At 68.8% G+C, this 17,680-nt stretch carries 17 protein-coding genes; 13 read left to right on the forward strand and 4 right to left on the reverse strand.

Translation table 11 applies throughout. The features are described 5' to 3' along the window. Positions 1-66: 66 nt before the first annotated feature. The 3 genes from TSH58p_RS03915 to TSH58p_RS03925 form a co-directional block, all read right to left on the reverse strand. Positions 67-351, reverse strand: a complete 285-nt coding sequence (locus TSH58p_RS03915; protein ID WP_109071156.1) for a DUF1488 family protein — start codon at positions 349-351, stop codon at positions 67-69. A gap of 23 nt (positions 352-374) precedes the next feature. Beyond that, positions 375-1,007, reverse strand: a complete 633-nt coding sequence (locus tag TSH58p_RS03920) for a DUF6134 family protein (protein ID WP_109071155.1) — start codon at positions 1,005-1,007, stop codon at positions 375-377. A 66-nt stretch (positions 1,008-1,073) separates the two neighbouring features. Continuing rightward, on the reverse strand, positions 1,074-1,382 hold the full coding sequence (locus TSH58p_RS03925; RefSeq protein ID WP_109071154.1) for an SCP2 sterol-binding domain-containing protein: 309 nt from the start codon (positions 1,380-1,382) through the stop codon (positions 1,074-1,076). Between the two features lie 235 nt (positions 1,383-1,617). Between TSH58p_RS03925 and TSH58p_RS03930 the strand changes: the two genes are divergently transcribed. The 9 genes from TSH58p_RS03930 (at position 1,618) to TSH58p_RS03970 (ending at position 11,664) form a co-directional block, all read left to right on the forward strand. Then, positions 1,618-3,336, forward strand: coding sequence for a long-chain fatty acid--CoA ligase (locus TSH58p_RS03930; protein WP_109071153.1), 1,719 nt, complete (start codon positions 1,618-1,620; stop codon positions 3,334-3,336). 138 nt (positions 3,337-3,474) lie between these two features. Continuing rightward, entirely contained in the window at positions 3,475-3,867 is a 393-nt protein-coding gene (locus tag TSH58p_RS03935; protein ID WP_094302185.1) for a MerR family DNA-binding transcriptional regulator, read from the forward strand. Between the two features lie 46 nt (positions 3,868-3,913). Then, positions 3,914-4,426 (forward strand): thioesterase family protein, encoded by a 513-nt coding sequence (locus tag TSH58p_RS03940; RefSeq protein ID WP_109071152.1) that lies wholly within the window; start codon positions 3,914-3,916, stop codon positions 4,424-4,426. Positions 4,427-4,501: 75 nt separating this feature from the next. After that, complete coding sequence (locus tag TSH58p_RS03945; protein WP_109071151.1) at positions 4,502-5,386, forward strand: VOC family protein; 885 nt, start codon at positions 4,502-4,504, stop codon at positions 5,384-5,386. A gap of 150 nt (positions 5,387-5,536) precedes the next feature. After that, positions 5,537-6,787, forward strand: coding sequence for an MFS transporter (locus tag TSH58p_RS03950; RefSeq protein WP_109071150.1), 1,251 nt, complete (start codon positions 5,537-5,539; stop codon positions 6,785-6,787). 100 nt (positions 6,788-6,887) lie between these two features. Next, the gene (locus TSH58p_RS03955) at positions 6,888-7,451 is read left to right on the forward strand and encodes an acireductone dioxygenase (protein ID WP_109071169.1); all 564 of its coding nucleotides are present in this window, start codon (positions 6,888-6,890) and stop codon (positions 7,449-7,451) included. Between the two features lie 132 nt (positions 7,452-7,583). Next, positions 7,584-8,408: a hemerythrin domain-containing protein gene (locus TSH58p_RS03960; protein ID WP_109071149.1), complete on the forward strand. Its 825-nt coding sequence runs from the start codon at positions 7,584-7,586 to the stop codon at positions 8,406-8,408. Positions 8,409-8,830: 422 nt separating this feature from the next. Continuing rightward, positions 8,831-10,105, forward strand: coding sequence for a type III PLP-dependent enzyme (locus tag TSH58p_RS03965; RefSeq protein ID WP_109071148.1), 1,275 nt, complete (start codon positions 8,831-8,833; stop codon positions 10,103-10,105). A gap of 140 nt (positions 10,106-10,245) precedes the next feature. Beyond that, positions 10,246-11,664, forward strand: a complete 1,419-nt coding sequence (locus TSH58p_RS03970) for a homospermidine synthase (protein ID WP_109071147.1) — start codon at positions 10,246-10,248, stop codon at positions 11,662-11,664. A 57-nt stretch (positions 11,665-11,721) separates the two neighbouring features. On the opposite strand, the gene cbiB is transcribed toward TSH58p_RS03970, so the two are convergent. Continuing rightward, positions 11,722-12,684 (reverse strand): adenosylcobinamide-phosphate synthase CbiB, encoded by a 963-nt coding sequence (gene cbiB / locus TSH58p_RS03975; RefSeq protein ID WP_109071146.1) that lies wholly within the window; start codon positions 12,682-12,684, stop codon positions 11,722-11,724. 35 nt (positions 12,685-12,719) lie between these two features. On the opposite strand from cbiB, the gene cobD reads away from it, so the two are divergent. From cobD to TSH58p_RS03995, 4 genes are all read left to right on the forward strand, one after another. After that, positions 12,720-13,790: a threonine-phosphate decarboxylase CobD gene (cobD, locus tag TSH58p_RS03980; RefSeq protein ID WP_109071145.1), complete on the forward strand. Its 1,071-nt coding sequence runs from the start codon at positions 12,720-12,722 to the stop codon at positions 13,788-13,790. Between the two features lie 137 nt (positions 13,791-13,927). Continuing rightward, positions 13,928-15,529 (forward strand): diguanylate cyclase, encoded by a 1,602-nt coding sequence (locus TSH58p_RS03985; RefSeq protein WP_247874143.1) that lies wholly within the window; start codon positions 13,928-13,930, stop codon positions 15,527-15,529. A gap of 260 nt (positions 15,530-15,789) precedes the next feature. Then, positions 15,790-16,341 carry a PAS domain-containing protein gene (locus TSH58p_RS03990; RefSeq protein WP_109071143.1) on the forward strand — a complete coding sequence of 184 codons (552 nt, stop codon included), beginning with the start codon at positions 15,790-15,792 and terminating at the stop codon, positions 16,339-16,341. After that, on the forward strand, positions 16,316-17,623 hold the full coding sequence (locus tag TSH58p_RS03995; RefSeq protein WP_146205904.1) for a methyl-accepting chemotaxis protein: 1,308 nt from the start codon (positions 16,316-16,318) through the stop codon (positions 17,621-17,623). The genes TSH58p_RS03990 and TSH58p_RS03995 overlap by 26 nt, the downstream gene beginning before the upstream one ends. Positions 17,624-17,680: the final 57 nt, after the last annotated feature.

Here is a 17,680-nt window from a genome sequence, read left to right on the forward strand (position 1 = left end):
GGGCTTTTTCTCCTCCCCCTGCGCAGCGGGGGAAGGCCGGGAAGGGGGCGACGCGACCGCTCCCCCCTACGACGCCACCCTTCTCACGTCCCGTGCCGTCAGATGGATGTTCGCATCCGGGTCCAGCTTGCGGTCCATGATGCGGGCCTCCACCGCCTTGTCGAAGACCGGGCGGTTCAGGCAGACATACTGCAGCGCCTCGTCCGGCTTGGGCAGATGGCCGGCGAGGGTTTGCAGGGCGCGGCGCGGGACGAAGACCCGCCCGTGAAACTCCCCGACCTCCACCGCGAACTCCACGGCGTCGGCCTCCTCGTTCCAGGACGGGTCGTCGGGGAACACGAACAGCGGCATCACACCCTCACGCAGAACACATCTCAGTCCAGGATGTAGGTAACATCGTAGCCGCTGCGCTTGAAGCGGGTCTTCAGCAGCGTGCCCTGCGCGTCGAACCACAGGTCGCGCTCCACGTCGCCGGAGATGCGGTGATGCTGCGCCGGAACGGCGCGCCCGCCGATGGTCAGCGTCTCGGTGCCGACAAGGTCGGTGCGCACGCTGTAGGGCTTGCCGTCGATGACCGAGAGCAGGGTGGGGCGCTTCAGCACCTCCGGCGTCCACAGCGTCAGGGGCAAGGTGTCGGCGCCGGCCTCGCCCGCCTTGCCGTCCACAGTGACGGTGTAGCCGCCGCCGTGCCGCATCATGCGGACGGCGTGGGGCGTGCCGTCGTCGTCGGTTTGGGCGCTCATCGATTCGAGCGTCCGGCCCTTCCAGACCTCCTCCCGCTTGTGATCGTAGCGGAAGTTGATGAACAGCACCTTCACCCGGGTCGAGGCGGTGACGGCGACCTTGGTCACGTCGCCCTGGGGTTCCAGCCGGACGGTTTCGCTGCCGACCGGATCGTCGCCCATCAGAATCCGGTAGGTCAGCGTGCGCGGCTCGGCGGCGTGGGCCGCGGCCGTGGTGAGCAGCAGGCCGGCGGCCGCCAGCGCCGCGCGCAGGGCGTGCGTCATGGATGTTTCCTCCCTGTGTTCGTTGTGCGGCGGCGGCTTATGGTGCCGCCGTCCGGTTTCCGTCGCTCAGTCGTCGAGGAGCTGCGCCAGCTTCATGGCGACGCCCATCGAGCCGTCCACCTTCAGCTTGCCCATGGTGAAGGCCAGCATCGGGTTCAGCCGCCCGTCCATCAGCTTCTTCAGATTCTCGGCGGAGATGCGGATGGTGCAATCGGGATCGGCGGCCCCGGCATCCTCCCGCGCGATGGCGACGGGCGTCTCGCGGGCGTTGACCCGCACCGCCTCGCCGTCCTCCAGCGCGAAGCGGACGTCCGCCTTCAGGCTGCGGAAGCTGGTGGAGCGGGACTGGAGTTCGCGCAGGATGTCCTCAACCATGGATCGGTCTCTCTCCCCTGGATTCATGTGTGTCGGATCTTGACAGTAAGTGGAGTTTACGTTTACGTCAACGTCATAACCAAAACGTTCCCGGCGCGCCAACGATCCGGGCGACATCAAATCATTCGAGGGGAGTGAAACCATGCAGACCGCCGCCGCGCCCGGAATCCCATCGCCCCGCTTCGCCTTCCGCCGTCGCCTGTCCTGACCCGACGCACAGCCGGGAGGATCGGAGATGACCGAGAATCTTGCGCGCCGGGGGAGCATCGGCGACGACACGCCGGCCCATCCCTGGCTGGCCCATTATCCCGAGGGTATTTCCTGGGACCAGCCGATCCCTGTGACTCCGCTGGCCGAGCTGTTCGAGGAGGCCGCCCGCCGCTACGCCGCCCGTCCGTGCCTGGACTTCCTCGGCCGCCGCTACCGCTACGCGGAGGTGCTGGGGCTGGTGAACCGGGCGGCCAAGGGCTTCGCGGCGATGGGCGTGAAGCCGGGCGTGCGGGTGGGGCTGTGCCTGCCGAACACGCCGACCTACGTGATCGCCTATTTCGGGATTCTGAAGGCCGGCGGCACGGTGGTGAACTTCAACCCGCTCTACGTCGAGCGGGAGCTGGAGCACCAGATCGAGGATTCCGGGACCGAGATCATGGTCACGCTCGATCTGAAGCAGATCTACCCGCGCATCGAGGCGATGCTGGACCGCACGCGGCTCAAGACGGTGGTCGTTTGCCGCATGGCCTCCATCCTGCCGCCGGTGAAGAGCGTGCTGTTCCGTGTGCTGAAGCGCAGCGAGCTGGCCAGCATTCCCCAGGACGGGCGGCATGTGGATTTCGACGCGCTGCTCGCCAACGACGGGGCGATGCCGCCGGTGCGGGTGGACCCGCGGCGCGACGTGGCGGTGCTGCAGTACACCGGCGGAACCACCGGCGTGCCCAAGGGAGCGATGCTGACCCACGCCAACCTCGTCGCCAACGCCCGGCAGGTGCAGGCCTGGTTCCCCGGCATGGCGCTGGGGGAGGAGCGGATGCTCGCCGTCCTGCCCTTCTTCCACGTCTTCGCCATGACGGTGATCCTGAACATGGGGCTGGCGGCGGGGGCGGAACTGATCATGCTGCCGCGCTTCGACACGCTGCAGGTGCTGAAGACCATCGCGCGGCGCAAGCCCACGCTGCTGCCCGGCGTGCCGACCATGTACAAGGCGTTGCTGAGCCATCCCGACGTGGCGCGCCATCCAATGCGGTCGATCCGCTATTGCATCTCCGGCGGGGCGCCTCTGCCGACGGAGCTGAAGCGCCAGTTCGAGGAGGCCACCGGCTGCGTGCTGGTCGAGGGCTACGGCCTCAGCGAGGCGTCGCCGGTCTGCGCCTGCAACCCGTTGACCGGGGTGAACAAGGAGGGCTCCATCGGCCTGCCGCTGCCCGGCATCATGGTGCAGATCCGCGCGCTGGACGATCCCGACCGCGTCCTGCCGCCCGGCGAGAAGGGGCAGGTCGCGCTGTCCGGCCCCAACGTCATGGCCGGCTACTGGAACAAGGACGAGGAAAGCCGGCGCACCATCGTCGGCGGCTGGCTGTTCACCGGCGATGTCGGGGTGATGGACGAGGACGGCTACGTCTTCCTGCTCGACCGGCTGAAGGACCTGATCCTCTGCGGCGGCTACAACGTCTATCCGCGCGTGATCGAGGAGGCCATCTACCAGCACCCGGACGTGGTCGCCGTCTGCGTCATCGGCATCCCCGACGACTACCGCGGCCAGAGCCCGAAGGCCTTCGTCCAGCTCCGGCCCGGCGCCGACCTGACCGCGGAACAGCTGAAGGACTTCCTGCGCGACAAGATATCGCGGATCGAGATGCTGAAGCGGATCGAGTTCCGCGCCGAGCTGCCCAAGACGGCGGTCGGCAAGCTGTCGAAGAAGGAATTGATCGCCGAATCCTTGCAACGACCCGAGGGGTGACCGGGGAAAGGCGCGCGGCTTTGTCACATCGCGGCGTGTGTGGTAGGAACGGAGACGCCGTCCGGCGGCGTGGAGCGAGCGGCCTTCGCTTCCCACACGCCGCCGCGGCGCGACGTGACGGAAGGCGTGCCCCCCACCATGGAACAGCTCTACACGGTCAATCAGTTGGCGGAGGAACTGGGCATCACGCCGCGCGCCCTCCGCTTCTACGAAGTGAAGGGGCTGCTGTCGCCCAACCGCCTGGGCAACAACCGCGTCTACACCAAGCGCGACCGCGCCCGGCTGAAGCTGATCCTGCGGGGCAAGCGTCTGGGCTTCTCGTTGGCGGAGATCCGCGAGTATCTGGACCTCTACAACGTCGATGGCGGGGTGGAGCAGTTGAAGGTCCTGCAGAAGCGCATCGACGCGCGGCTGAAGGACCTGGAGCAGCAGCGCCAGGACCTGGAGGCGACCGTGGGCGAGCTGCGGGAGATCGAGGCCCAGGTGCAGGCCGCGCTGGACGAGCGCGGATTGGCGTCCAAGAGCGCTTGAGCCGGTGCGGTCCCGTCCGCCCGGCCAAGCCGGAGGGGATGGGGTTATGAATTTGCTGTTCCGCCTGATCGGCGTCATCGTGGCCGCTCTGACCGGTCGGCCGGTGGGGTTCCTGGAACCGGCGCGGCTGCGCTTCCGGGTGTGGCCGACCGACCTCGACCTCAACCTGCACATGACCAACGCCCGCTATTTCAGCGTCATGGACCTCGGGCGGGTCGATCTGATGCTGCGCTCGGGCATGGGGCGGTCGATCCTGCGCCACCGCTGGCAGCCGGTGATCGGCGCCGCCAACGTGCGCTTCCGCCGCCCGCTGGCGCCCTTCCAGCGCTTCGAGCTGGCGACCCGCGTGCTGTGCTGGGACGACAAGTATTTCTTCATCGAGCACCGGGTGGAGACCGCCGCGGGCACGGCGGCGCTGGCGGTGGTGCAGGGCGCCTTCGTGGCGCGCGGCGCCGTGGTTTCCCCGGCGGAGATCCTGGCGATCCACGGCGAGCACCGGGAGTCGCCGCCCATGCCGGACGTCGTGGCGGCGTGGCGCGAACGGCCGCTGGCGCCCTGACTATTGCATCGCGCCGCCCCCTTGCACTATGGCTGGCCGAACGCGAAAAGCCGGCAAAGCGGAAGGGCAAGGGTCATGGGCGCACACGGAATCAACGGCATCGACCATCTCGTCATCGTCGTCCGCGATCTGGAGGCGGCGCAGGACGCCTATCGCCGCATGGGCTTCACCATCTCGCCGAAGGGCCGGCATGGCGAGCTGAAGTCGGCCAACCACACGATCATGTTCAAGGGCATGTTCGGGGCGGGCGATTATCTGGAACTGCTGGCCATCGAGCAGCCGCACCCCTTCACCGCCTTCTTCAGCAACGTTCTGAAGACCCGTGAAGGCATCGCCGCGGCCGCGTTGAAGACCGACGACGCGCGGGCGGCGCAGCGCCTCCTGGTCGAGGCCGGCTATCCGGCGGGTGAGCCGGTGGAGTTCGGCCGTCCGGTCGAGCTGCCGGGCGGCGCGCAGCAGGCGCGCTTCACCACGACCCCGATCGACGGCGTTCCGGAATGGGGCGGGCGGGTCTTCCTGTGCCAGCACCACACCCCCGACGTGGTCTGGCGCCCGGAGCTGATCCAGCACGACAACACGGTGACCGGCCTCGCCGCCCTGGTCGTCGCGGCGGACGATCCGGACGCCACCGCGTCCTCCTACGCCCGGCTGTTCGGCACGACGGTGGAGACGCGGGGGCCGGCGCGCGTCGTGCCGACCGGCAGCGCCCCCATCGTGGTGGCCGATCCCGCCGCGCTGCATTGGGGCTGGACCGGCGACCCGGCGCTGGCGGTCCCGCGCCCCTTCCTGGCCGGGGTGGTGCTGACGGTGGCCGATCTGGAGCGCGCCCAGCAGGCGCTTCAGAAGAGCAAGTTCCCGACCGTCGTCGGCAACGGCGTGCTGCGCGTCTCGTCCGCCAGCGCCTGCGGCGCCATGCTGGCCTTCGCCAAGGAGTTCGATCTCGGCGCGCTGATCCCCTGACCCCGCCGGACGCCCTGTTTTCACAGGTGCCCGTTTGTCATAACGGAATCATATTGCTGCACTGCGTCCGATCCGTTGGACAGGACGCCGTCGCGGGCGCACATTCCCCTCTTGCGTGCATGTTGCGGCGCATCATGGGGACGGACCGACGTGGCGGACGGCGATTTCGGCAGGGTTCAGATCGAGGCGGCGGGGCAGGGGACGGCTGAACCGGGAAACGCGTCGGACTATCTCGTCGCCGGCACGCCGGCCTACAAGCGGGCGAGCCGCATCCTGTTCGTCGCCGGATTCTCCACCTTCGCCGCGCTCTACTGCGTGCAGCCGCTGATGCCGGAATTCACGCGGGAGTTCGGCGTCACGCCGGCGCAGTCCAGCCTCGCCCTGTCGGTGTCCACCGGCGTTCTGGCCTTCGCGCTCCTGGTCGCGGGGGCGGTGTCCGACCGGTTCGGGCGCAAGGCGATCATGGCGCTCTCCCTGCTCGCCTCGGGCACGCTGGGCATCAGCGGCGCGATGGCGCCGGACTGGGTGTCGCTGCTGCTGGTGCGGGCGCTGGAAGGGATGGCGCTCAGCGGCCTGCCCGCCGTCGCCATGGCCTATGTGTCGGAGGAGGTGGACCCGCGGTCGGCCGGGGTCACCATGGGCCTGTACATCGGCGGGACGGCGCTGGGCGGCATGACGGGACGGGCGCTGACGGCGCTGGTCGCCGACGTCGCGTCCTGGCGGATGGCGATGGGGGTGATCGGCACGCTGGGCATCGCCGCGGCGGCGGCGGTGTGGTTCGCGCTTCCCGCCTCGCGCCATTTCCAGCGCCGGCCGGCGGGCATGCGCGAACTGGCGGAGGCGTGGCGCGGGCATCTGATGGACCGCGGACTGCTCGCCCTGTTCGCCATGGGGTTCCTGTCCATGGGGGCCTTCGTCACCGTCTTCAACTACATCGGCTTTCGCCTGCTGGCGCCGCCCTTCGACCTGCGCCCGGCCGCCGTCGGTGCCGTCTTCACGGTCTATCTCTGCGGAGTCGTCAGTTCGCCGCTGTTCGGCGGGCTCGCCGTGCGGCTGGGGCGCGGGCGGGTGCTGGCCGCGGCGGCGGCGATGATGGCGTCCGGTCTGGCGTTGATGACTCCGGACAGCCTGTGGACGATGACGCCGGGCATCGCCCTGTTCACCTTCGCCTTCTTCGGCGTCCACACCATCGCCTCCGGCTGGATCGGGCAGCGGGCGCCGGTCAACCGCGGGCAGGCGTCGGCGATCTATCTGTTCTGCTACTACATGGGCTCCACCATCGCCGGGACGCTGGGCGGTGTCTTCTGGCACGGGCTCGGCTGGGCCGGAGTCGGCGGATTCGTCGGGTTTCTGCTGGCGGTCGGGCTGGCCGTGGCGCTGGGGCTGGCGATCCGCCGCTGATTCGTCCTTTGCGCGCATACTGAAGTATGGTTTCAACCGTTTCAGTTGCGCCCCGCGCCGCTTCGCCTCATTGTGGGTGCACCTGCACAACGAGGCGGCCATGGCGCGTTTGTCGATCTACAGCGACACCGATCCCTCCGTCGCGGAACTCTCGTCCGCCGACCCGGCGCTGGTCACCGCCCATCTGGCGCTGGCCGGCGTGCTGTTCGAGCGATGGCAGGACCCCCGGGCCATCCCCGACGCCGCCGACGCCCAGGCGGTGCTGGAGGCCTACGCCGCGCCCGTGGCCGCCTTGAGGGAGGCGCGCGGTTTCCAATCCGCCGACGTGGTGCGGATGCCCCGCGGCCTGCCGGACGCCGCCGCCCGCCGTGCCTCCTTTCTCGCGGAACACACCCACGACGAGGACGAGGCCCGCTTCTTCGTGCAGGGCGGCGGCGCCTTCTACCTGCACATGGACGAGAAGGTGTTCCGCATCGTGTGCGGGCCCGGCGACCTGCTGAGCATCCCGGCGCGGACGCGGCATTGGTTCGACATGGGGCCCGACCCGGAATTCACCGCCATCCGCTTCTTCACGCGTCCGGACGGCTGGGTGGCGACCTTCACCGGCGACGTGATCGCCGACCGTTTTCCGAAGTTCGAGCCGGAAACCGGTCCCCTCCCATGACCCGTCCGTCATGAGCTTCCCGCCGTCGTTACCTTTCGCCGCAGCGGATTGCGGGCGAAAATCGGCGCTGATAAAAGCCTTTCGCTATCAGCGCCCAACCAGACGCGGCGCGTCATCCGCCTCGGAGGCTCCATGACCACGGACGGCCACACCGTCCCGCGCACGGGCAACGGCTTCATCGACGCGGCCCACCGCTCGCTGATGGACCATGTCGAGACCATCCGCCGCGAATGCGCAGCCGGCGCCTCCCGCGAGTCCATGATTCCCCGCTTCAGCCGCTTCGCGGACGAGATGCGCATGCATTTCGACCATGAGGAGGTGATCATCCGCGCCGCCGGATTCACGCGGTGGGAGGAGCACGCCAGCCATCACGCGATGCTGGACCAGCAGTTCGGCCGTCTCATCGACTATGTGCGCGGATGCGACGTCACCTCGGACTTCCTGTGCACGGTGGCGGGCACGCTGGACGCCGCCCTGTGCGGGCACGAGATCCGGCACGACGGCGATTACACAGCGCTGGTGCGCGACGCCTCCCTGGCGCCGGAAGGGCGGACGCTGATCGCCTGGAGCAGCGCCTTCGACGTCGGGGTGGGGCCGCTCGACGCGCAGCATCGCCAGCTCGCCGAACTGATGAACGAACTGGACGTGATGAGCCGCCGGGGCGCCTCGATCGGCGAATCGCTGGACCTTCTGGGCATGCTGCACGACCATGTGCACGCCCATTTCGCCATGGAGGAAGGGGTGCTGCGCCGTGTGGCGCCCAGCCGCTTCGTGGCCCACCGCAACCATCACCGGCTGCTGGAAAGCCAGTTCGCCGGCATCCGCCAGCAGGTGGAGAGCGGGCGGCTCGACCCCGGCGTCGCGGTGCGGGGGTTCCTGCGCTTCTGGCTGATGGACCATGTGCTCGGCTCCGACCGGCCGACCTTCGCGGATGCGGCCGACGCGGCGCCCCGCTGAGCCTTCCAACCGACCGCGGTTGTCGCTCCGATCCCGGCCGTCATCAAAAAATCACTTGAATCGCCGGGGAAAAAGCGTAATTCATCGGGGACGACGCACTCGCACGTGCCAATGGCCCTCTGTGGTTATGCAACGACGTACCGCGTCCTTTTTGGCAGAACCGGTCATCAGTGGGCCGGTCCCGAGAGGGAGGTAGGCATGTTGGCTCTCCACGGCAGGGCTCTCAGACGGTAGCCCATAGCCGGACATCGACGCTTTGAACCTGCGGAGCTGTTAGCCCGCTCGTGAGCGTTTGACCCGGCTTTTCTCCGTCGCCTTTCACCACAACCCGAATTCTGGTCCGCGGCTTCGAAGGCCGCGCCGGATTCCCGTCTGTTCGCTGGACCGCCCCGCGCCGGGTGGCCCAGGGTAAGGAGTGCGCCATGGGCTTCATCCGTTCCCGTTCCGCCGTCGCCCCGCTGCGCCGCGGCGTTTCCGTTTCCGCCCCGTCCTTCGGCGCTTCGCCGGTGTCGGACCGCCGCACCTCCGTCCATCAGGCGGTGGCGCTGGCCCGTCCCGAGGAGCCGATGCACTGCATTCGTCCGGGCGTCCTGGCCGACACCGCGTCCAGCTTCGTGGCCGCCTTCGACGCCGCCGTGTCGGGCGACGTGCTCTACGCCGTGAAGTGCAACCCGGAGCCGGCGGTGCTGCGCGCCCTGTGGGCCGGCGGCGTGCGCCACTTCGACGTGGCGTCGCCCGGCGAGATCCGCCTGATCCGCCAGATGTTCCCGGAGGCGGTGCTGCATTACATGCACCCGGTGAAGGGGCGCGAGGCGATCCGCACCGCCTACCAGCAGTACGGCGTGCGCGACTTCGTGCTCGACAGCATGGAGGAGCTTCAGAAGATCCTGGAGGAGACGGGCGACGCCCAGGACCTCGGTCTCGTCGTGCGTCTGGCCCTGCCGAAGGGCAACGCGGTCTACGACCTGTCCGGCAAGTTCGGCGCCCCGGCGGCGGAAGCGGTCGAACTGCTCCAGGCCGTGCGCATGGTGGCCCCGAAGGTCGGCGTGTCCTTCCATGTCGGCTCGCAGATGCTCGACCCGTCCGCCTACGAGCGGGCGCTGGAGCTGGCCGGCCGCATCATCGCGGAGTCGGGCGTGGTGATCGACGTTCTGGATGTCGGCGGCGGCTTCCCCGTCTCCTATCCGGGCGTCACCCCGCCGCCGCTCGGCGACTTCATGGAGGCCATCGCCCGCGGCGTGGCCAGGCTCGACCTGCCGGCCCACTGCCGCGTCTGGTGCGAGCCGGGCCGCGCGCTGGTCGCGCCGGGCGTGTCGCTGGTCGTGCAGGTGGTCAAGCGCCGGGGCAACGAGCTGTTCATCAACGACGGCGTCTACGGCGCCCTGTCGGACGCCGGGGTCCCCGGCTTCCGCTTCCCGGCCCGGATGATCCGTCCCTTCGCGCCGATGGGGGACGAGCCGGTGGAGGCCTTCGCCTTCTACGGCCCGACCTGCGACAGCGCGGACCGCATGAACGGCCCGTTCCACCTGCCGGCGGACATCCGCGCCGGCGACTGGATCGAGCTGGGCCAGCTGGGGGCCTACGGCTCCTGCCTGCGCACCGCCTTCAACGGGTTCGACCAGGCCCGCGTGGTCGAGGTTTCGGACGCGCCGCTGCTGGAAACGCCCGGCTATGTGCTGAAGAGCTGCGTCGCCTAAGTCCCGCATCGCGGGAAAGCTGTGGATATCCCTAAAAAATCACCGTAAACCATCGTTGGTCCGCCACCCTCCGCCTTTGCAAGAGGCGCGAGGGTGACGGGCTGTATTTTTGTCACGCCAACCACGGGGGACCGTCTTAGATGACCCTGGACACCAAGCACATCACCTTCACCGGCCGCATGGTCATTGTCGGCTTCGGATCGATTGGCCAGGGAGTGTTGCCCCTGATTTTGCGCCACATCGGAATCACGAAGGACCAGATCACCATCGTCACCGCCGAGGAGCGCGGTCATGCCGAGGCGGATGAGCTTGGCGTCAAATTCATCAACCTGCCGCTGACGAGGGAGAATTACGCCCAGGTGCTGGAGCCCATGGTGGGCAAGGGCGATTTCCTGGTCAACCTGTCGGTGGACGTGTCGTCCGTCGCCCTGTTCGAGTTCTGCCACAAGGTCGGCGCGCTCTACATCGACACCTGCGTCGAGCCGTGGGCCGGCGGTTACACGGACCCGTCGCTGTCGCCGTCGCTGCGCTCCAACTACGCCCTGCGCGAGACCGCGCTGTCGCACCGCCCCGCCTTCGAGGGTGGGCCGACCGCCGTCCTGACCCACGGCGCCAACCCCGGCCTCGTCTCGCATTTCGTCAAGCAGGCGCTGCTCAACGTCGCCGCGGACACCGGCGAATCGACGGAGGTCCCGAAGGACCGCGCCGGCTGGGGCGCCCTGGCCGCCAAGCTGGGCGTCAAGGTGATCCACATCGCCGAACGCGACACCCAGGTCTCCAACGAGCCGAAGAAAGTGGGCGAGTTCGTCAACACCTGGTCCATCGACGGCTTCGTCGGCGAGGGCTGCCAGCCCACCGAACTCGGTTGGGGCAGCCACGAGAAGCATTTCCCCGTGGATGGCCGCCGCCACGAATTCGGCTGTGACGCCGCCATCTATCTGATGCGACCCGGCGCCTCCACCCGCGTGCGCACCTGGACCCCGCTGGAGGGGCCGTTCCACGGCTTCCTCATCACCCACAGCGAGGCGATCTCCATCGCCGACTACTACACCCAGCGCGACGGCAACCACGTCACCTACCGCCCGACCGTGCATTACGCCTATCACCCCTGCGACGACGCGGTGAAGTCGGTGCACGAGCTGGCCGGCAAGAACTGGTACATGCAGCCGAGCCAGCGCCTGATGATGCACGAGATCGTCAGCGGCACCGATGAGCTGGGCGTCCTGCTGATGGGCCACAAGAAGGGCATCTACTGGTTCGGCTCCCGCCTGGGGATCGACGAGGCGCGCGCTCTGGTGCCGTACAACAACGCGACCTCGCTGCAGGTCACGGTGGCGGTCCTGGCCGGCATCGTCTGGGCGCTGGAGAACCCGAACCGCGGCATCGTCGAGCCGGACGAGATCGACTTCCAGCGCATCCTGGAGATCGCCAAGCCCTATCTCGGCGAGCTGGTCGGCGCCTATGGCGACTGGACTCCGCTGCAGGACCGCGAGCGCCTGTTCCCCGAGGACATCGACCACGACGATCCCTGGCAGTTCAAGAACTTCCGGGTCGTGTGAGGCCGGTTGGCCTGAACAGGAAAGGGGCTCTTCGGAGCCCCTTTTCCTTTGGCGTGGTCAGAGGGTGAGCGCCAGCAGCAGCGCGCCGGCCACCAGGGCGATGCAGGCGCGGCGGTAGAGGTGAAGGGCGCGGGTGATGTCCTGGGCGGTGGCGGCGGTGCGGCCCGGCCCCATCCAGGCGTCCTCGATCCGCACCGCGCCGTAGACCCGCGGCCCGCCGAGCCGGAGGTCGAGCGCCCCGGCCATCGCCGCCTCCGGCCAGCCGGCGTTGGGGGAGCGGTGACGGTGGGCGTCGCGCCGCACCGACCGCCAGGATTCGCCCGCATCGGCCCCCTCGGTGAAGCGGGCGGCCACCCAGATCAGCAGAGCCGACAGGCGGGAGCCGGGCAGGTTGACCAGATCGTCCAGCCGCGCCGCCGCCCAGCCGAACGCCTCGTGCCGGGGGGTGCGGTGGCCGATCATGCTGTCCGCGGTGTTGATCGCCTTGTAGAGCGCGATTCCCGGCAGCCCGCCGACCAGCAGCCAGCAGGCCGGGGCGACCACCCCGTCCGAGAAATTCTCCGACAGGCTTTCGATGGCGGCGCGGCTCACCCCATGCTCGTCGAGGCTCGCCGGGTTGCGGCCGACGATGCGCGACACCGCCTCGCGCGCCGCCTCCAGCCCGCCGTCGCGGAAGGCGGCGGCGACCGCGGCGACATGGTCGTGCAGGCTGCGCTGCGCCAGCAGGGTGGAGGCCAGGGCCGCTTCGAGGAGCCCGCCGAGCGGCAGATTCCGGCACAGCCCGGCCACCGCCGACGCCGCGCCGCCCACCACCAGAAGCAGGACGAGCAGAGCCAGCACACCGGCGGCCTTGCGGACGGCGAAGGACTCGCGCTCGCGGTTGAGCGCGCGGTCAAGCTGGGCGATAAGCGCCCCGATCCACACCACCGGGTGGCGGATTTGGGCGTAGAGTGCGTCCGGATAGCCGGCGGCGGCCTCGATGAGGAGAGCGGCGGCGAGCACGGACGGATGAAGCTCCACGGGATCGAATCCTCTGGGGAAAGGGAAGGGGCGGGATGATGGCGGAATCGGCGGCGGGGTCCAAGAGGCTCGTCGATGAAGGGAGCGTCCAGGGTGAGATCATCCATGGCGGCGACCTCGACGCGGCGCGGTCGGCCTTTCCGGGGGCGCCGGAGCCCTGGGTGGACCTGTCCACCGGCATCAACCCCTGGCCGTACCCGTTGCCGTCCATCCCGGCCGAGGCCTGGGCGCGCCTGCCGGGCCGGGCTGCCGAAACGGCGCTGCGCGAGGCCGCGGCGGCCTGCTACGGCGTGCCGTCGCCGGACCGCGTCGCCGCCGCTGGCGGTTCCCAGGCGCTGATCCAGATCCTGCCGCGGCTGCGCCGTCCGGGGACGGTCGCCGTGCTGGGGCCGACCTACGCCGAGCATGCCGCGGGCTGGGCCAAGGCCGGCCATCGCGTGAGCGAGATGGAGTCGCTGGACGCCTGCGACGCGGACGTCGTGGTGGTGGTGAATCCGAACAACCCGGACGGCCGCATCGTCCCTCCCGACACCCTGTTGGCTCTGGCGGAGCGGCAGGCGGCGCGGGGCGGCTGGCTGGTGGTGGACGAGGCCTTCGCCGAGGTCGCCCCGGAGTGCAGCGTGGCGCCCGTTGCCGGGCGCGCCGGTCTGGTCATCCTGCGCTCCTTCGGGAAGTTCTTTGGGCTGGCCGGGGTCCGGCTCGGCTTCCTGCTCGGCGAGCCGGCGCTGGTCCGGGATGTACGCGCCGCCGTGGGACCCTGGGCGGTGTCGGGGCCTGGGCTGGCCGTCGCCACCGCGGCGCTGTCGGATTCGGCGTGGATCGCCGCCACCCGGCGCCGTCTGGCCGAGGCCGCGGCCCGCTTCGACGCGCGTTTGGCGGGTGCCGGATTGCGCGTCGCCGGAGGGACCTCGCTCTTTCGTCTCATAGACGATCCCCAGGCCGCCGGGCTTTACAACGCCTTGGGGAGCGCCGGGGTGTTGGTGCGCCGGTTCGACTATCGGCAGGACTGGCTGAGGCTGGGGTTGCCGGTGGACAAGGAAGCGGAGGACCGTGTGATAGTTGCGTGTGAAACATTCAAAAATCGATGGATTTTGCGCTTAAAATAGGCGATCACCACCATAGCGCGACAAGATGGCACACAGGGGCAAAAAGGCGCATCGGCTAACGTACTCCTGGTTTGCCCTATCGTGGCGCAAGAATCTTCCATGACGCTGTGGGGGCCATGCTGGATTCGGTCGGTTCAATGAGTCCTTCTGGGGATGCGGAGGAAACCCGGGCTGCGCTGTGGCGTGCGTTCGACACGCTGCCGTCGGGGGTCTGCGTCACCACGGACACGGGGACCATCCTGTACGCCAACCCGGCCCTGCACAGCCTTCTGCATTACGCCCCCGGCCATCTGACCGGCCATGACCTCGCGGCGCTGGAACCTGAGGACGTCGTTCCCCCGTCCCTGCCGGACGCCTCCGGAGAGCGGCCGCTGCGGCGCCTGGACGGCGGAACCGTCTGGGTCTCGGAGTCGATCGGTCCCCTCACCGGGCCGCTGGGGGAGCGGCAGTCGCTGCGCATCTACACCGACGTCACCCATCATCGGCAGGCGCAAGCCGCGCTGCGCGACCAGCTTCTGATGAAGGAGGTGCTGTTCGAGACGCTGCCGGTTCCCGTCTTCGTGAAGAACGCGGCGGGCGAATACACCGATTGCAACGACGCCTTCGAGCGCTACACCGGTCTGGAGCGCCGGAGCATCGTCACCAAGACCGCCTTCGCGGTGATGGACCCGCGGATCGCCAAGGCGCACGCCGAGCAGGATCGCGAACTGACCATCAATTGGGGCCAGCGCAGCTACGAGGAGGCGGTTCCCTTCGTCGGCGGCACCACCCGGCTGTCCAGCCTGACCAAAGCGGTGTTCTGCGACAGCACCGGGAACCTGGGCGGCATCGTCGGCGTGATCCACGACCTGACGGAAGGGCTTCCCAGCGAGGAGCGGCTCCAGGCCATCCTGGAGCAGAGTCCGGTCGGCGTGTCGGTGTCGCGCCGCGACGACGGGAGGATCATCTTCGTCAACACGCGCTTCGCGGAACTGATCGGGCTGAAGCGCGAGGATCTGATCGGCCGGCAGGCCCGCGACTATTATCTGGACCGGCACCAGCGGGAACGGGTGATCGAGCGGCTGCGCTCCTATGGGTCGGTGACCAACATGGAGGTGCAGTTCCGCCGGGCGGACGGATCGTCCTTCTGGACGCTGTTCACCGTCAATCAGGCGGTGATCCAGGGCGTCCAGGTGAATCTGGCCTGGATCTACGACTACACCGACCGCCGGAACATGGAGGAGGCGCTGCGGGACATGGCGTCCCGCGATCCGCTGACGGGGATCTACAACCGGCGTTCCTTCATGGAGCTGGCGCGCTCGCAACTGGCCCGCGCCCACCGTTTCAGCGAGCCGATGTCGGTCTTCGTGCTGGACGTCGACCATTTCAAGCGGATCAACGACAGCTACGGCCATGCCACCGGCGACGACGCCCTGCGCATGGTGGCCGGCGGCTGTCAGGCCATCCTGCGCGAATACGACATTCTCGGCCGGCTCGGCGGCGAGGAGTTCGTGGTGGTCCTGCCCGGCGCCACCGCGGAGGAATCCCGCGTGGTGGCCGAGCGGGTGCGCCGCCACCTGTCCCGCATGGCGATTCCGGGACCCGAAGGCCGCTTCCATCTGACCAGCAGCATCGGCATTTCCGCGATCGAGGGCGCCTACGACACGCTGGAAAAGGCGATCCACCGCGCCGACCTCGCCCTCTACCGGGCCAAGCGCGAAGGGCGCAACCGGGTCGTCGTGTACGAACAGGGGATGTGATCCGCCATCTGCGGGCGAAAGTGTCCGGCATCCCATCCAGGGATCGGGCGGACGTTTCGCCATGGACTCCGCGATGCGCGCCCGAGTGCAACCTCTTATGCGCGTGACGCATGTGATACAATTTGCCGCAGCCTGTCCCCGACCGTTTTTAAAGCCAACCGATTATTACGTACGCTATGAGTCAATCAACAAAAGATATGACCAACGGTCGGGTTGGTGACTTGTTCTGAGTTCACCGCGCGTTTGAGAGGCGGACGGTCATGGCGGTCAGCATCGGCGGCACACACAGTGGCTCGACCGGACGGGAGCGGACATTTCACCGCGACGAGATCATCGTCTCCAAGACCGATCTCAAAGGCTGCATCACCTACGCCAACGACGTGTTCCTGCGCATCAGCGGGTACGACGAGTCGGAACTGCTGGGACAGCCGCACAACATCGTCCGCCATCCGGACATGCCCCGCTGCGTCTACAAGCTGCTGTGGAGCCGCATCGAGGCCGGGAACGAAATCTTCGCCTATGTGATCAACCGGGCGAAGAACGGCGACCATTACTGGGTGTTCGCCCACGTCACGCCGGTTTTCGGCAATCCCGACAGCGGGAACGGGCGGACCATCACCGGCTACCACTCCAGCCGGCGCGTTCCGGCGCGGCCGGCGGTGGATGCGGCGACGGGTCTCTACGCCGCGCTGCGGACGGAAGAGGCGCGGCACGCCGACCGGAACGCGGCCATGGCGGCCTCCGGCGCCATGCTGGAAAAACTCCTGCGCGACAAGGGCACGAGCTATGACGAGTTTGTCTTCAGTCTCTAAATCGCTCGCCGCCGCCGCTTTGGTCGCCCTGCTGTCGGCGGCGCAGGCGGTGCACGGTTTCGCCACCGGCAACGTCGCCGCCGCCGCGCTGGGCCTGGTGGCGGTCCTCCCCTGTCTTGCCGCGATCCGCTGGCTGACGCTCACCAACCGGACCATCCGGAAAGCCATGGCGGTGATCGCCGCGGCGGAGAAGGGCGACCTTCAGCCGCGCATCCTGAACATCCACGGCCAGAGTCCCATCGCGGACATGCTGCGCACCATCAACCGCCTTCTGGACCGCGTGGAGTCCTTCGGCAAGGAGGCCAACGCCGCCATGCAGCACGCGGCGGAGGGGCAGTATTACCGGCGCATCGTGATGACCGGCATGGTCGGGGAGTTCGGCGCCTACGCCCGCCAGATCAACGACGGGCTGGCGGCCATGGACGGCAAGAGCCGCGAGTTCGTGGAGAGCGCCACCCGCATCGGCGCCAACATCAAGGAGGTGGCGCAGAGCCTGTCGGCCAGCGCCGCCCAGCTCGAAGCGTCCTCCACCGCCATGACGGCGACCGCCGCCACGGCCAGCGAGCAGTCCTTCTCCGCGGCCTCCGCGGCGGAGCAGGTGTCGTCCAACGTGGACGGGGTCGCCGCGGCGACCGGCGAGGTCTCGGGCGCCATCGGCGAGGTGGCCCAGGGCGTGTCCCGCACCGCCGATCTCGCCCGCAGCTCGGTGGAGAAGGTGCGGGAGGCGGACGCCACCATCCGCTCCCTGCTCGCCGCCTCCGACCAGATCGGTGCGGTCGTTCAGCTCATCAACGACATCGCCAGCCAGACCAACCTGCTGGCGCTCAACGCGACGATCGAGGCGGCGCGCGCCGGGGAGGCCGGCAAGGGCTTCGCCGTGGTGGCGACCGAGGTGAAGAATCTCGCCAACCAGACCGCCCAGGCGACGGAGGACATCACCCTTCAGATCGCCCAGCTCCAGTCGGTGACCCGCGACACGGCGGCGGTGATCCAGCATGTCGGCGGCATGATCCACGACATCGACGAGATCGCGGTCGGCATCGCCGGCGCCGCCGAACAGCAGAGCGCGGCCATCGACGAGATCAGCCGGTCCATCCGCGAGGCGTCGGCCGGCGTGCGCACCGTGGCCGACGCGGTGACCAGCGTGTCCTCGGGCGCTCAGGACGCCAGCGCCGCCGCCAGTCAGGTGCTCTCGTCGGCCGGAGAGCTGGCGCGCCGCGCCGTGACGCTGAACGGCGACATCGACAGCTTTGTCGCCCGTGTCTGCGGCGGGAAGCGCTGAGCATCGGCGAAGGCCGCCCACGCGGCAGGTCCCTTACCAACTCGGATTGAAATCCAT

Source organism: Azospirillum sp. TSH58, assembly GCF_003119115.1.
In the GTDB taxonomy this organism is placed as follows: domain Bacteria; phylum Pseudomonadota; class Alphaproteobacteria; order Azospirillales; family Azospirillaceae; genus Azospirillum.

Excerpts from the sequence above, each read along its gene's own strand:
- TSH58p_RS03970 (WP_109071147.1), top strand. The coding sequence starts at position 10,246 with ATGACCCTGGACACCAAGCACATCACCTTCACCGGCCGCATGGTCATT.
- cobD (WP_109071145.1), top strand. The coding sequence starts at position 12,720 with ATGATGGCGGAATCGGCGGCGGGGTCCAAGAGGCTCGTCGATGAAGGG.
- TSH58p_RS03985 (WP_247874143.1), top strand. The coding sequence starts at position 13,928 with ATGAGTCCTTCTGGGGATGCGGAGGAAACCCGGGCTGCGCTGTGGCGT.
- TSH58p_RS03965 (WP_109071148.1), top strand. The coding sequence starts at position 8,831 with ATGGGCTTCATCCGTTCCCGTTCCGCCGTCGCCCCGCTGCGCCGCGGC.
- TSH58p_RS03930 (WP_109071153.1), top strand. The coding sequence starts at position 1,618 with ATGACCGAGAATCTTGCGCGCCGGGGGAGCATCGGCGACGACACGCCG.
- TSH58p_RS03920 (WP_109071155.1), bottom strand. The coding sequence starts at position 1,007 with ATGACGCACGCCCTGCGCGCGGCGCTGGCGGCCGCCGGCCTGCTGCTC.
- TSH58p_RS03960 (WP_109071149.1), top strand. The coding sequence starts at position 7,584 with ATGACCACGGACGGCCACACCGTCCCGCGCACGGGCAACGGCTTCATC.
- TSH58p_RS03945 (WP_109071151.1), top strand. The coding sequence starts at position 4,502 with ATGGGCGCACACGGAATCAACGGCATCGACCATCTCGTCATCGTCGTC.
- TSH58p_RS03935 (WP_094302185.1), top strand. The coding sequence starts at position 3,475 with ATGGAACAGCTCTACACGGTCAATCAGTTGGCGGAGGAACTGGGCATC.
- TSH58p_RS03915 (WP_109071156.1), bottom strand. The coding sequence starts at position 351 with ATGCCGCTGTTCGTGTTCCCCGACGACCCGTCCTGGAACGAGGAGGCC.
- TSH58p_RS03955 (WP_109071169.1), top strand. The coding sequence starts at position 6,888 with ATGGCGCGTTTGTCGATCTACAGCGACACCGATCCCTCCGTCGCGGAA.
- TSH58p_RS03940 (WP_109071152.1), top strand. The coding sequence starts at position 3,914 with ATGAATTTGCTGTTCCGCCTGATCGGCGTCATCGTGGCCGCTCTGACC.
- TSH58p_RS03925 (WP_109071154.1), bottom strand. The coding sequence starts at position 1,382 with ATGGTTGAGGACATCCTGCGCGAACTCCAGTCCCGCTCCACCAGCTTC.
- TSH58p_RS03995 (WP_146205904.1), top strand. The coding sequence starts at position 16,316 with ATGACGAGTTTGTCTTCAGTCTCTAAATCGCTCGCCGCCGCCGCTTTG.
- TSH58p_RS03990 (WP_109071143.1), top strand. The coding sequence starts at position 15,790 with ATGGCGGTCAGCATCGGCGGCACACACAGTGGCTCGACCGGACGGGAG.